At 41.6% G+C, this 13,537-nt stretch carries 13 protein-coding genes and 1 pseudogene; 6 read left to right on the top strand and 8 right to left on the bottom strand.

The window, feature by feature from the left end:
- Positions 1-23 precede the first annotated feature (23 nt).
- Positions 24-620, top strand: a complete 597-nt coding sequence (locus BM176_RS30705) for a MiaE family protein (RefSeq protein WP_090108229.1) — start codon at positions 24-26, stop codon at positions 618-620.
- On the opposite strand, the gene BM176_RS30700 is transcribed toward BM176_RS30705, so the two are convergent.
- On the bottom strand, positions 617-2,860 hold the full coding sequence (locus tag BM176_RS30700) for a patatin-like phospholipase family protein (RefSeq protein WP_090108228.1): 2,244 nt from the start codon (positions 2,858-2,860) through the stop codon (positions 617-619). The two genes, BM176_RS30705 and BM176_RS30700, sit on opposite strands and share 4 nt — an antisense overlap.
- A gap of 142 nt (positions 2,861-3,002) precedes the next feature.
- On the opposite strand from BM176_RS30700, the gene BM176_RS30695 reads away from it, so the two are divergent.
- The gene (locus BM176_RS30695) at positions 3,003-4,484 is read left to right on the top strand and encodes an MFS transporter (protein ID WP_090108227.1); all 1,482 of its coding nucleotides are present in this window, start codon (positions 3,003-3,005) and stop codon (positions 4,482-4,484) included.
- 45 nt (positions 4,485-4,529) lie between these two features.
- Here BM176_RS30695 and BM176_RS30690 read toward each other — a convergent pair whose 3' ends face one another.
- Both BM176_RS30690 and BM176_RS30685 read right to left on the bottom strand, forming a co-directional pair.
- Positions 4,530-5,600, bottom strand: a complete 1,071-nt coding sequence (locus BM176_RS30690) for a hypothetical protein (protein WP_090108226.1) — start codon at positions 5,598-5,600, stop codon at positions 4,530-4,532.
- 87 nt (positions 5,601-5,687) lie between these two features.
- The gene (locus BM176_RS30685; protein WP_255373619.1) at positions 5,688-6,668 is read right to left on the bottom strand and encodes a GSCFA domain-containing protein; all 981 of its coding nucleotides are present in this window, start codon (positions 6,666-6,668) and stop codon (positions 5,688-5,690) included.
- Positions 6,669-7,101: 433 nt separating this feature from the next.
- Between BM176_RS30685 and BM176_RS32300 the strand changes: the two genes are divergently transcribed.
- Positions 7,102-7,524, top strand: a complete 423-nt coding sequence (locus BM176_RS32300; RefSeq protein WP_143097958.1) for a hypothetical protein — start codon at positions 7,102-7,104, stop codon at positions 7,522-7,524.
- A gap of 63 nt (positions 7,525-7,587) precedes the next feature.
- On the opposite strand, the gene BM176_RS30680 is transcribed toward BM176_RS32300, so the two are convergent.
- Positions 7,588-8,424: an AraC family transcriptional regulator gene (locus tag BM176_RS30680; protein ID WP_090108225.1), complete on the bottom strand. Its 837-nt coding sequence runs from the start codon at positions 8,422-8,424 to the stop codon at positions 7,588-7,590.
- Between the two features lie 87 nt (positions 8,425-8,511).
- Between BM176_RS30680 and BM176_RS30675 the strand changes: the two genes are divergently transcribed.
- Both BM176_RS30675 and BM176_RS30670 read left to right on the top strand, forming a co-directional pair.
- A complete protein-coding gene (locus BM176_RS30675; RefSeq protein ID WP_090108224.1) occupies positions 8,512-8,904 on the top strand; it encodes a DoxX family protein in 393 nt (130 codons plus the stop codon).
- Between the two features lie 66 nt (positions 8,905-8,970).
- Entirely contained in the window at positions 8,971-9,918 is a 948-nt protein-coding gene (locus BM176_RS30670; protein ID WP_090108223.1) for a polysaccharide deacetylase family protein, read from the top strand.
- A gap of 60 nt (positions 9,919-9,978) precedes the next feature.
- On the opposite strand, the gene BM176_RS30665 is transcribed toward BM176_RS30670, so the two are convergent.
- Complete coding sequence (locus BM176_RS30665) at positions 9,979-10,854, bottom strand: alpha/beta fold hydrolase (RefSeq protein WP_218162315.1); 876 nt, start codon at positions 10,852-10,854, stop codon at positions 9,979-9,981.
- 97 nt (positions 10,855-10,951) lie between these two features.
- On the opposite strand from BM176_RS30665, the pseudogene BM176_RS33020 reads away from it, so the two are divergent.
- Positions 10,952-11,179, top strand: a pseudogene (locus tag BM176_RS33020) (helix-turn-helix domain-containing protein); the annotation flags it as partial.
- On the opposite strand, the gene BM176_RS30655 reads toward BM176_RS33020, so the two are convergent.
- The 3 genes from BM176_RS30655 to BM176_RS30645 all read right to left on the bottom strand — a co-directional run bounded on the left by BM176_RS30655 (position 11,172) and on the right by BM176_RS30645 (position 13,456).
- Positions 11,172-12,011 (bottom strand): hydroxymethylglutaryl-CoA lyase, encoded by an 840-nt coding sequence (locus tag BM176_RS30655; RefSeq protein WP_090108222.1) that lies wholly within the window; start codon positions 12,009-12,011, stop codon positions 11,172-11,174. The pseudogene BM176_RS33020 and the gene BM176_RS30655 sit on opposite strands and share 8 nt — an antisense overlap.
- Before the next feature lie 77 nt (positions 12,012-12,088).
- On the bottom strand, positions 12,089-12,877 hold the full coding sequence (gene rlmB, locus BM176_RS30650; protein ID WP_090108221.1) for a 23S rRNA (guanosine(2251)-2'-O)-methyltransferase RlmB: 789 nt from the start codon (positions 12,875-12,877) through the stop codon (positions 12,089-12,091).
- 21 nt (positions 12,878-12,898) lie between these two features.
- Positions 12,899-13,456, bottom strand: coding sequence for an NUDIX domain-containing protein (locus BM176_RS30645; protein WP_090108220.1), 558 nt, complete (start codon positions 13,454-13,456; stop codon positions 12,899-12,901).
- Positions 13,457-13,537 lie beyond the last annotated feature (81 nt).

Below are 13,537 nucleotides of genomic sequence, written 5' to 3'. Positions count from 1 at the left end.
ACAAAGCTAAGTAACTTTGCGAAATGAGTAAGGTATCGATATTAGGCCTCCAATTACCTACTGATCCGCGCTGGGTAAATCTGGCAGCTATTTCGCTGGAAGAAGTGTTGACGGACCACGCATTCTGTGAACAAAAGGCCGCTACATCCTGTATTTCCCTGATCCAGCGCTACCCTGATAAAGAGATGCTGGTACATGAACTGGCTCCTATTGTTACGGAAGAATGGGGGCATTTCCGCCAGGTACTGGCTGAAATGAAAAAACGTGGATACTCTCTGGGAAAACAACGGAAAGATGCCTATGTGAATGCACTTATGCCCCATCAGCAGAAAGGTGGAGATCCGGCTAGTGTATTGCTGGACAGGCTCCTCATCTTCGCCCTCATAGAAGCCCGCAGTTGCGAAAGATTCCGCCTGTTGAGCGAAGGTCTCGAAGATGAATACCTCCGCGAATTCTATCGGAAATTCATGATCTCAGAGGCCGGTCATTACCGCCTGTTCATCGATCTGGCAAATGAATACCTGCCTGAAGAAAGAGTGAAGACCCGCTGGGCAGAATGGCTGAAAATAGAAGCGGAAATTATTGCCGGACTGGAAGTACGGGGCGACAGGATGCATTAAAAGTTAAAGCCGATATTCACATACACCCTTAGCCGCCCATCCTGGTCAGAATACATCAGCGATCCTTCTATCGGACCCATAAAAGTGGAATATCCCATCGTTAAACCATATCCCGTAAGGTATTTATACTTTCCAGCTACATTGCCAAAAATATCATACAATGCGGCATTGGCTTTTGGTATAACAAAAATATTCCGTGTCAGTTCATGCTGATAAGCCATTTGCGCAATAGCGGCACTGGAAGTAATTACCTCTCCTTCAAGCAGTCCTACAAACGGCAGCTGATTCCGCATCACATTATTCAATCCTCCTATCATATAAGCATTGATAGGTCCCTGGTTATTATTATAGTTAAAGGCGCCCGCTCCATTAAGCTGCAATGTGCTCTTATAGCTGAGCGAAAGGTTATATTTTACCTGCAACTTTGCCCACTCGTAATTACTGAAAGTCAGATTAGAACTGGATAACGGCACTTCAACACCATTGACAAAAGAACGATAACTAGGATTCTGGTTGTAAATGTAGCCCGTCTCAAAACGCAGATCAATACCATGACGGGGATAGATTTTCCGGTCCAGTGAGTTTATTCCAAAATACAGGTAGTTATTCAACTGATTACCATTTCCGCGCAGCACCATGCTACCTTCATAACGGGGATTCAGATTCAGGAATTCCCAACGCGCTCCCACACCTATCGCCATCTGACTGTTCAGCGTATATTGCATATGGATATCCGTATTTATATACCGGCTGCTGTATTGTTGTTTACCCTCAAAGTTCTCATAGTATGTTAATGAATTATCTTCAAAATAGGCCCCCAGTCCTAAGCCAAAGTTCCGCTTACGTCCAAGGTATTTAAAGTACTCTGCCTGCACACGTGGATTTTCACTTATGGCAACAGTCACAAATGATCGGGAGTTAGGTACAATGAAATTCCGCTGGGTAATGTTAATGATCGCACTTGCATTTGTGAAACTATTATACTGCAAAGCAAACTTCACATATGTGAGCGGATTCTCTTCCACTGTAATCTCCATACTGTTCCGGTTCTCAACCTCCGGATGCAACTCGTACGTGATCATCTTATAAAACCGGGTGCCAAACACATTCAATACGGCATTCTTAATATGTTCAGGGCTATAACATCCTCCTGTTTTCAATCCTAACCTTCCCATAAAAAAGCTCTCATCAGAATGCACTAAACCATGTACATGAATGGCAGTCAGCTCTACATCAGCGGTAAATGGTAACCGGTCTTTTTTATGTGCAGGCTGCTCCGGATCCAGGGCCAGCAGGGAATCTGCCATCCGCTTAAATACAGGATACATTTCCCGCCCTTTCTTTTTGCCTAATTCAATGATCGAATCCAGACTGCTAAAACCGGCAGCAGAATAGTTTTCCAGATCATGATGAATATACACATCACAGGCCTTTTTCTCTTCTATAAAATCAACAGCATCTTTATAAAATCCCAGCTGGTAAAGTATATCCAATGGGGTGATCAGTTGTTCCGCTTTACGAAGACCACCGGCTACATTAGATCCTATCACAATATCCGCCCCCATTTCTTTGGCAGTGATAACGGGAAAGTTTCTTACAACACCTCCATCTACCAGTTTTCGATTCCCGATCTTTACAGCGGTAAAAATAGAAGGGATAGCCATACTGGCACGGATAGCGGTCACAATATTCCCGGTATCCAGTGTTACAATTTCACCGGTAGTCACATCCGTAGCAATACATTTAAAGGGAATATTGAATTTTGAGAAGTCGTTCTGATTCTTCATTGGCCAGCACAATCTGGCCAGTTCCAGCCATAACTGCTCTCCGGAAATTACACCAGAGGCCAGTTTGGGCTTTCCATATTCAAACGGGATTTCAATTATATACTTATTGTATTCCTGCTTTTCTTCGTAAGAAATATCTGTTAATACCGGCTGATTCGAGAACAGGTTATTCCAATCCAGTCTCCTGGCCATCATCTCTATTGTATCGCCGGAATAGCCCATTGCATATAATGAGCCGACAATACTACCCATACTGGTACCGGTTAAATAATCAATTTTCAGTCCTGCGCTATCCAATGCTTGCAGAATCCCTATGTGTGCCAGTCCTTTAGCACCTCCACCACTTAATGTGAGTCCTATTTTAGGGCGGCCACGATCCTGCTGCTGCGCCTGAAGGGAAGCAGTGTATAAAAACACTATTAACATACAAACCAATGCCCGTCTTATATCCATAACTGTCCCTTGTAGTGATGCTTGCTCTTAAAGTTAATAGAATAAATGAGAAGTTTAAAGCAAGCATAACCGAAAATGCCTGAATATTATAATATTTACAACTTTTGTACTATATTATGCAAGTTTTAACTAACATCCACGCATGAAAGACAACAAAGTACAAAACATCTGGCAGGTAATTCTGGCCTCTTCGGCAGGTACTCTTATTGAATGGTATGATTTCTATATCTTCGGAAGTCTGGCATTTATTATTTCAGAAAAGTTCTTCCCACCAAGTAACCCAGGACTGGCATACATCGCTACCCTGGCTACTTTCGCCGTAGGTTTTATCGTTCGTCCCTTCGGTGCGATTGTGTTTGGCAGACTGGGAGACATTACCGGCCGCAAGCATACCTTTCTGCTCACCTTATTGATCATGGGAGGCTCTACCTTTGCTATCGGACTGATACCAGGCTATCACAGCATAGGTATATTAGCCCCCATACTTGTACTTATATTACGCTTACTTCAGGGTTTAGCTCTGGGTGGGGAATACGGAGGTGCTGCAACTTATGTAGCAGAACATTCTCCCCATGAAAAACGTGGCTACTATACCAGTTTTATACAAACTACGGCTACTCTGGGGCTATTCATTTCTCTGGCCGTTATATTAATTACACGTACCAGCATGTCGCCTGAAGATTTTAACAGCTGGGGATGGCGCATCCCTTTCTGGTTATCCATCTTCCTGGTAATAATGTCTTATTATATCCGCATCCGCCTAAAAGAATCTCCCCTTTTTACACAATTAAAGGAAAGTGGACAAACATCCAAAAATCCTATTAAAGAGAGCTTTGGTAAAAAGGAAAACCTGCGACTGGTACTCCTGGCCCTGTTCGGTGCTGCCATGGGACAAGGTGTAATATGGTACACTGGCCAGTTCTACGCATTGTCCTTTTTACAAAAGACTATGCAGATAGAATTTATACAATCAAATGTGATCATTGCGATTGCATTATTATTAGGTGCTCCGTTTTTTATTTACTTCGGAAAACTGTCCGATCGCATCGGTCGTAAAAAGATCATGATGACGGGCATGCTTATCGCTGCAATAAGCTACTACCCTATCTATGCAGGTATGGACTACATTGCTGATCTTAGCAAAAAAACAGAGGATAATGGTTTATATAGAATAGAGAACAGTATCAGCAGAAATAAAGACATGCAGAATGTAGAACATTCCATTAAAACACGTGTATTTACTGATGGTACTGAAGAACGTGAAACGATCACTACCATAGATGGTAAACCGGCATCCAAAAAAGAAGTTGTGGTCAGTACTAAAAATGTAATACTACTTATTCTGCTGGTATTTATACAAGTGCTCTTCGTAACGATGGTATATGGGCCAATAGCGGCCTTCCTTGTTGAATTATTCCCTACCAGGATCCGCTATACATCCATGTCATTACCTTATCATATTGGGAATGGAGTTTTCGGGGGATTATTACCTACTATTTCCACATTACTTGTAACGCAAACGAATAATCATCTGGCGGGCCTGATATATCCAATTGGTATTGCATTGATATGCTTTGCTATTGGGATGGTATATATAAAGGACTATATGATAAATAAAGATTAGAATTAAAAAAAGGACAGCTACCACAGCTGTCCTTTTTTAATAGTATTATTTACATTCTATATTATTAAGTCTGGTGTCTAATCGAGAGATCTTTTCTTCCAGTTCTATGTTTTTCTTATGTTCAGCAATCAGATATAATGTAAGCTCCTCTACTTTTTGTAATAATTGTTTATTCATTTCACCCACGTCCAGCCCATTCTTTTCTACTTCTTTTGCGGAATAAACATCAGGTAAACGTTTGTTGATGGTAATATACTCTTCCACCTCTTTTAATGTAGGAAGTTTATAATCCTGATGAAATACATAATCAGGCCAACCACTTTGAGTAACCTTTACTTTCATTGCTGTGATGTCACCATTTACAGCCAGTTTAGATTGTGGATTCGCAGTACCGATACCCACATTTCCGCCATTCATTACTCTCATCCTTTCTACTCCACCTGTTAATAATGAAAAATCCGGAGAGCCATAGCCTGCTGCTGATAACTGAACAACTCCGGCATTCCATTTAAATTCTCCGACATACTGATTATCGCCTGTACTTACTCTTAACCCGGTTGGTGTAGAGCTTCTGATATCCAGTTTCGTTTCCGGAGTGGCAGTACCGATACCCACGTTACCATTTTGGATGAGTCTTAGTTCTGCCGTATTTGCAGCTAAACCAGCTACCTTTATCGAAGTATAGTCCTGTACAGTTGCATTGTATCCGTAAGCCATCAGAATATTATTAGGCATCGTACCTTCAAGTGCGCGGTAGATCCCATTCGAAGATTTAATATCTCCTCTTACCTGTAAAGCGGTTGTTCCATCATCAACAGTACTATTTACCAATAACCGGCCTCCTGCATCGTTGATGGTTGTTAATGAACCTGCGTTGGGTTGTAAACGTAGTTTGTTAGGGGCTGATGCAGATCTGTCATATGCCTGGATGATACCATCTGTACCATATCTGAATAATTCCAATCCGGCTCCACTATGTATATTGTCTACTCCTGTTATCTGGATTAAGTTGCTGGTAGTATTATTACCACCGTTAGTAACTGATTGTAGCGTTTGTGATTTCGAAATAAAGGGGATTGATAATACAATTATACAAAGTAACCTTGACCGTTTCATAGATGAAAAATTAAGTTCTTAATTTGAGATAACAAGATAATTATTTATTTAGGGATGTAAAGACTCTTTGGCAGCTTGTATTATTCTTCACCCTTCGAAATATGCCAGCTTCTCTTCCAGTTTCAGATAGGGATATTGTTCTATCAACGCCCTTGTCTTCTTCGCATAAGTTTCTAAGAACTTTTTATGTTGCTGGCTTTGCGGGTTAAAAGGCCTGTGTTGCATAGCGCGGTTAAGGTCTTCAATAAGAGGTAATAGTTTTTGCCCTTCGGGCGATAAACAACTGCCCGTAAAATGTTCCCATACATAGTTAATGGCAGTTTCATTCGGATGAACCAGATCATCTTTATAAAACCGGTAATCGCGGAGATCATCTAACACTAACTCATATGCAGGGAAATAAAACAAGCGGTTGAATTTATTGACGAGATGATGTACAGCCTGTAACAACACTGCTTTACTCAGGTTATTCTCCACTACTCCATCACGGACATAACGCACTGGGCTAACCGTAAACATGATTTTAACCTTCTTATTCCGGAAAAACAGGCGGTGCATCATATTATCGAGTGCCGAGATTATCTCCTGCGGAGTCACCAACCTTTTGTGAAATGAAGAAGCGGGTACTTTATGGCAGTTGCCTACTATCCGGTTATTATCTTTTAATGTGTAGATATGTGCAGTTCCCAAGGTGATAAAAAGCCAGTCGGCGTTTTCCAATCGCTCTGTAGCGGCAGCGGCGGCGGTATTCATCTTTAACAATGCCTCTTCAGGATCCAGTGCTGAAAACCGGCTGTGATGATCCCAGCTATGCCACAGGTCTCCATGCTGAAACAACTCGCCTGCTGCATATTGTTTACCATCCAGGTAACGTTGCAGCGCTTCGGCGATATTTAAAGGATTGTATAAGATACCATGTGGATTCACCAGCGTATCAAAATGATGATGCAGCAAACGGTCTCCTATCTCCTCAGCAAAGCAGGAACCCATCAGCAGGAGTTTATCAGGATACTCCAGTGGTGTTGCTATTGGTTCTACGGGAAATGTAAGGCGAAAGTTATTCATCATAAAAATATACTGTCTGCACGCAAATAAGATAAAGCTGCGTCAGCAAAATTAAGCAAAAGAAAGCCAATAAGTTACATATAATTCATACGAAAAACTTTATATAAGTAACTCAAATAGTAGAAAAAGCTAATCCAGGGTTATCAACTAAATATCTTACCATTTTAAGCGTTGAAACTAGCCATGGTACTGCTCAATCCCTCATTTCTTATAAGCTGCTACCTACCTTCCTATAACCTTCTTATAAGGTTCCTATAAGCTAAGCTTATATAAACCTAGGTAGAACCTTATAGGAATGGGCTTGGCAGGATATAAGCATATAGGATTTTGGGGCCGGTTTGTGTCAGCCATTGCGCAAAGTGATGGATTATTCAAAAACGGCTTTAATTACTCGTATTTAATACTTATATTGTATTGAACCATTAAACCCTCCCAAATGAAAAAATTAACCCTTCTACTATTAGTTATGATTATGCTGGGTACAGCAGTATTAACTCAATCAACTGCTCACGACCCATTAAGACCTTCTAACAATCCAACGGGATTGTCATCAATTAAGAAGAATGCCAGAAACTTTTTAGATTGTTCGGTAACACTAACGCGGGGATCAAACCTTTCAGGATCGTGGGTTATCGAATTTATGGGATCATCCGGTAGTTATCAGTATTCTTTTTACAATCGTACAATTACAGTACCATCAGGAACTTACACAGTAGGGATACACCAGGCAGGTAGTAGCTCAGGCAATTATTCCTTTTCGGGAAGTGTTTGTACTTTAAATTACAGTGCCAGCGGAAGTTCGGCCTTATTTAACAATGTGCCGTGTACCTGCGGAGCTGGTAGCTTTTCAGTGAATTAAAAACAGGGAATAATTGAGTGAAACTAAACTCAATTATTCCCTTCCTTAAATATGCTAATCTGACTATACCAACCTAATGGATTTCCTGAATTCAGTTGGACTTAATCCTGCATGCTTTTTGAATAACCGGTTCAGGTGACTGGCATCTGTAAAGCCAAATTCATGTACAATCTCATTCATCTGCATATTAGTGAAACGAAGCCTCCTTTCTATCAATTTCAGCTTATAATTCTGGATGTATTGCTGGATACTCTGATCGGTTTTTGATTTAAAATATTCGCCTATATAACTGGATGCAATATTAAATTGGGTTGCTATTACAGCAGATTTCAATAATTCGGGCGCATAAATATTCTGATGGATATAGCTTAAGATCTGCATAATCTCATCCCTGTTTCCGGTTGAAGGATGCGTTGATTCCATCAATTGCATATTACGGGCAGCAATAGTAATAATAGTATTTACCAGTTGCTTCAACACCTCTTGTTGTTGGGGATGCTGGTTCGTATTTTCCAGTATCAGTCCCTCTACAAGTGCCCTTACCAGTGGTTTGTCACTTATCGTTTTCAGTACACAGCCGGGTAAATGGTTATGTGTATGAAAAATGTATTCCAGTTTTCGCACCCAATCCTGATCTTGTGTTCGTAAATAGCTTTCGTTGAACCGGATAAAAAAAAACCTGGTAAAACTTTCTACTTCAAAACTATGGCTATCCTGTGGGAAAATGACAAAAAACTGATCACTGATATAAGGTAGCCTGTGGTCGTTAATTATTTGCACCCCCTTACCCCCCAAAACAAATACCATTTCAAAAAAAGTATTCTTGTGCTTCTGTATATCGTATTCCCGGATTTCCAATAAATCCAGTTCAAAAGGTTGATGTAAGTTCCGGACTTCCATACTGGCAAAACTACAAATATATCCCCTATTTATACAAATGCGACAGAGAAGGAAGTTGCACTTTTGTTCTGTAAAAAATAAAAATTTATGGACACAAGTGTATATCTTTTATTACGCATTGCAATAGGAACAAGCATATTCGGACACGGCCTGGTAAGACTCCCTAAACTGTCTGCATTTAGCACCTGGATGGTAAACGGATTTGAACATTCTTTACTTCCCAAAGCATTGGTTTTGCCCTTTAGTTATGCGTTACCTATTGCCGAATTTCTGGTTGGATTGTTATTGATAGCTGGCTTGTTTACAAGACCAGCCCTCATTATTGGAGCAGCCATGATGATAATTTTAATCCTGGGAACAACACTTATAGAAAACTGGGAAGCCCTTCCATCCCAATTGATTCATGTGCTGTTTCTGACTATTCTGCTACAATTTATCCAACAAAACAACTGGGCATTGGATAACATCATTAAAAAATAGGATTAATACCAAATGGACACGGCCCGTTATCCTGCCTGAGTATAAAAAAGTAACAAAAAAACTACAATGGGAACAAGACGTAATTTCATTAAACAAGGAACGCTATTAAGCGCAGCCGGTTTAGCAATGCCCCTGGGTGTATTTTCCCAGGCATCTGAGCAACCCCGGACAAGAACAGAAAACTCCAGATGGTCAGATGGTTCAAGATTAGTCGTATCGGTTTCCATGCAATTTGAGGGAGGTGGACAACCAGATAATGCGGAAAGCCCTTTTCCTCAAAATATACAAAAAGGATATATCGACTTACCTGCAGCAACCTGGTATGAGTACGGTTATAAAGAGGGCATACCCAGAATGTTGGATAACTGGGATAAGCTGAAGATAAAAGTAACATCACACATGGTAGGCACGGCTGTATTGAAAAACCCCGGACTAGCCAGAGAGATTGTTCAAAGAGGGCATGAAGCAGCGGCACATGGTATGAACTGGAGTACCCAATATACAATGCCTTATGAAGAAGAAAAGAAATTCATAAAGGATGGGGTCGATGCCATTAAAACGATTACAGGTTTCAACCCTGTTGGCTATAATGCTAATTGGTTACGAAGAGGCCCCAATACACTGAATATTTTGCAGGAACTTGGTTTCTTATATCACATTGACGATATCAGCAGGGATGAGCCATTTATTATCCAGGTAAGGAATAAGGATTTTGCAGTAGTTCCCTACACAATCCGTTGTAATGATATTGTATTAATAGAAGGGAAACATTTTTCGGCAAACCAGTTCACTAATCAGGTGAAGCTTGAATTTGACCAGCTCTATGCAGAAAGTGAATATCAGAGAAGGCAGATGTCTATTAGTTTCCATGATCGCATTGGCGGTACACCGCAAATGGTAAAAGCCGCTAATGAACTGATACATTATATTCAAGGCCATCAGGGCGTAAATTTTAAACGAAAAGACGAAATTGCCAGGATGACGTTAGAGGATAAAACCTCTTTAAGAGAGTGATATTATTAACAGTTTTCGAGGTAAACCAATAGGGTGCACCATACCTGATGCACCCTATTCCTATTTTTTAACTGTTGCAAAAAACTCAGTAAACACTCTTAACATTTCCTCTGGCTGTTCTTCTGGTATATAATGTCCGCAATCAGCAATGTTCACTGCGGTAACATTATCCTCACACATCTTATTCATAGCCCTTCCCATATTCAATCCCTGGGCTTTTTCTCCGCCAATAGCCAGTATGGGTATATCAAGATGTTTTGTACGGGCATTATTCTGCTCACAACTTTCCGGAAAAGACTTATAATAAGCGAAACTATTTGCAAGTCGCTTTTTCCCATTATAGGCTTTAAAGTAATGCTCTATATCTTCTTCCGTAATAGCATCTTTTACTGCAGACTTATTCACAAAGTACCATGTAAGATATTCCCTTTCTTTTCCTTCAATCAGCATCTCCGGCAGTTCCTGAATAGAATGAAAATAAAATTGCCATATTTTACCCGCATTTGCAGGAATAAAAACCTCGTCCGGTATTAAACCAGGTATGCCGGCATCCATTACTATCAGTGATTTTAGCTTATCCTCATAATCAATAGCAAATGCAGCAGCTACCCATGCTCCAATGTCGTGCCCTACCAGATGAACCTTTTCCAGGTGAAGCTTATCGCATACTTCTTTAACAATCGCAGCTATTGATTTAGTATCCGTTTTCTCCGCAATATTATCATTCCCCATCCCCGGCAGATCAATGGCAATCACTCTGTGTTGTTCTGCAAGTGATGGAAATACTTTTCTCCATACATAGGAAGTTTGCGGCCAGCCATGTAATAATACAATTGTACTTTCAGAATTATTACCATCTTCATAATAGGTAACATGCATATTACCGATGGTTATATTTTTAGGTGCGGATAGCGAGTTAATAACAAGATTTGTCATGACATAATTATATTGATAAAATATAATAAAAATAAACTCCTTTCGGATTATTCTGATACCGGGAAAATACAGGTATGCGGATGGCCCCAATGTTACATCTCATTATTTAAGTGATATGCTCCGGACACTTACAGATCAGAATACTCAGCAGCATATCCACAACAAATTAATTGATTGAAAAAGCGAAGGAAAAATTAAGTACTTCTAATAATTCTATAGCAGAAATAGCTTACATGCTTGGCTTGAGCACCCGCAATCTTTTAATAAGATCTTCAAACGAAAAAACGGAATGTCGCCCGTGGAGTTCAGAGAATCATTTAACTAAATACCTTCTCCGCTATCTCCTGCGCCACCTTCAGCGCCCCGATATCCAGTTTCAGCGCTTCATGCTGCCTTACACAGAAATCCAGCAGGTTCTCTGTTGCCAGGTTGCCTACCAGCTCGTCTTTGGCCATCGGACAACCTCCAATTCCTTTAATGGCGCTATCAAACCGCCGGCAGCCCTGTTCGTAAGCCGCAGTTACCTTTTCTTCCCAGTTATGGGGGGCAGAATGGAAATGAGCGCCGAATTCCACTGTGGGATATGCCGGTACCAGACTGGCAAACAAGCGGGTAATTACTTCGGGCGTGGCTACCCCTACCGTATCTGCCAGGGAAATTGTGTGGATGTTCATCTTTACGAGTTCATCTACCCATTGCAGAGCAATTGCCTCATCGTACGGATCGCCATAGGGATTACCAAAACCCATAGAAATGTATACAACAAGCTGTTTGCTGTTTTTGATACAAAGCTCCTGGAGACTGTCAACCAGCTCCATGGAATCTTTGATCGTTTTATTGGTATTGCGTAACTGGAATGTTTCCGAGATAGAGAAGGGATAGCCCAGGTAATCGATTTCATCAAATACCACCGCTTCCTCTGCCCCGCGCTGATTGGCCACAATGGCCAGTAGTTTACTCTTAGACGGTTTGAGATGCGGGATCAGCTGTGCTGTATCTGCCATCTGCGGAATCGCCTTTGGAGATACAAAACTGCCAAAATCGATGGTATCAAACCCTACCTGCAACAGCGCATTCAGGTAATTAACCTTTTCTTCCGTGCTGATAAGCCTGTGCCAACCCTGCATAGCGTCACGCGGACATTCAATAAGTTTCATGTATGAAAAGTTTAAATACCTCTTAGTTTCATGCTATTGAGAAAGACAATGACAGCACCGTATTAACTATGAAAAGTTTAAATACCTCTCTGCTTCATACCCTCGTATAAGATAATGCCAGCAGCTACAGATACGTTAAATGACTCAAAGTTGCCGCTCATAGGAATATGGAATAAGCTATCCGCTGCTTTCAGCAGGGCAGGATAAACACCTTTATCCTCAGAACCCATAATGATAGCGATTGGCTCCGTGAAATCACACTCGTGAAGTTTCTGTTCGGCTTCCATTTCACTGGCTATCACTTTGATGCCATTTAAATGAAGGGTATCTATTGCTTTCAGCAGACTGTTAACCCGGCATACGGAAATCTTTTCCAATGCCCCTGCTGATGATTTGATGGCTTCTTCATTGAGGGCAGCAATGCCTTTATCGGGGATGATAATGGCCTGTGCACCGCAACAAACCGCGCTACGGGCAATGGCTCCGATATTACGAACGTCTGTAATACCATCCAGCAACAGGAATAACGGAGTCTGCCCCTGGTCTGTAACATGAGAAATCACATCCTGCAGGTCCAGATAATTAATGTGACCTGTTATCGCAATCACTCCCTGGTGGTTAAAGGAGGTTAATCCGTTCAGCTTCTCTGCAGGAACTAAATTAATGGGGATATTATTCTCTGTGGCCAGCTGCTGAATCATAGGAATGATGTCTCCGCTGGCACCACGTAACATATAAATACGCTCAATAGCCTTGCCAGATTTGATGGCTTCTACAACAGGCTGACGGCCAATTACCATAGACGACGCCTTTGGCCTGGGCGCCTGATGCCGGAAACCGGCAGACTTAAATCTTCTTTGTTCCATTGGCGCAAAGATAACGTTAAATCAAATCTCTCCTTCCAGCAGCATCAGTTTTACCTTCTGGATAGCCGCAATAGAGAGAGAATCAGTGATCTCATGGTTCTTTACCATCTGGTAAGCCGTGTCAAAAGGCAGCTTTTTAACAAATAACAGCTCCGTCTCCTCCGGCTCAGCAGTACGCTGTTCCAGCTGACGGGCCAGGTATACTACTCCAGCTTCATCAGATACTGAGTTGGAAAGATGGATATGGATGATGGGCTGCCAGCTATGGGCTACCAGACCGGTTTCTTCCAGCAGCTCCCTTTTTGCGCTCTCCAGGGGATCTCCCCCGAGGGGACCTCCTCCTTCCGGGATTTCCCAGCTAAACTGCTCCAAAGCAAAGCGGTACTGGCCTACCAGGTAGATATTATTTGCTTCATCCAGAGCTACTACCCCTATTGCGGCATTCTTGAAATGCACTACACCATAGATCCCAGGACCACCCGCCGGGTTGAGTACCTGGTGTTCTGTAACCCTGATCCAGTTATTATCATATTTCCTTTCGCTGGCAAGTATTGTCCAGGGGTTGTGTTTTACGTCCATATTACAAATATAATACACAAAAAAAATACCGCCCCCCGGGATTAACCGGGAGACGGTGTCAACCAGATGTACGGCGGTAAA

The organism is Chitinophaga sp. CF118, assembly GCF_900112615.1.
Lineage (GTDB): Bacteria > Bacteroidota > Bacteroidia > Chitinophagales > Chitinophagaceae > Chitinophaga.
Note: the sequence above shows the minus strand (reverse complement) of the source record. Positions and strands in the feature narration are given on the sequence as shown.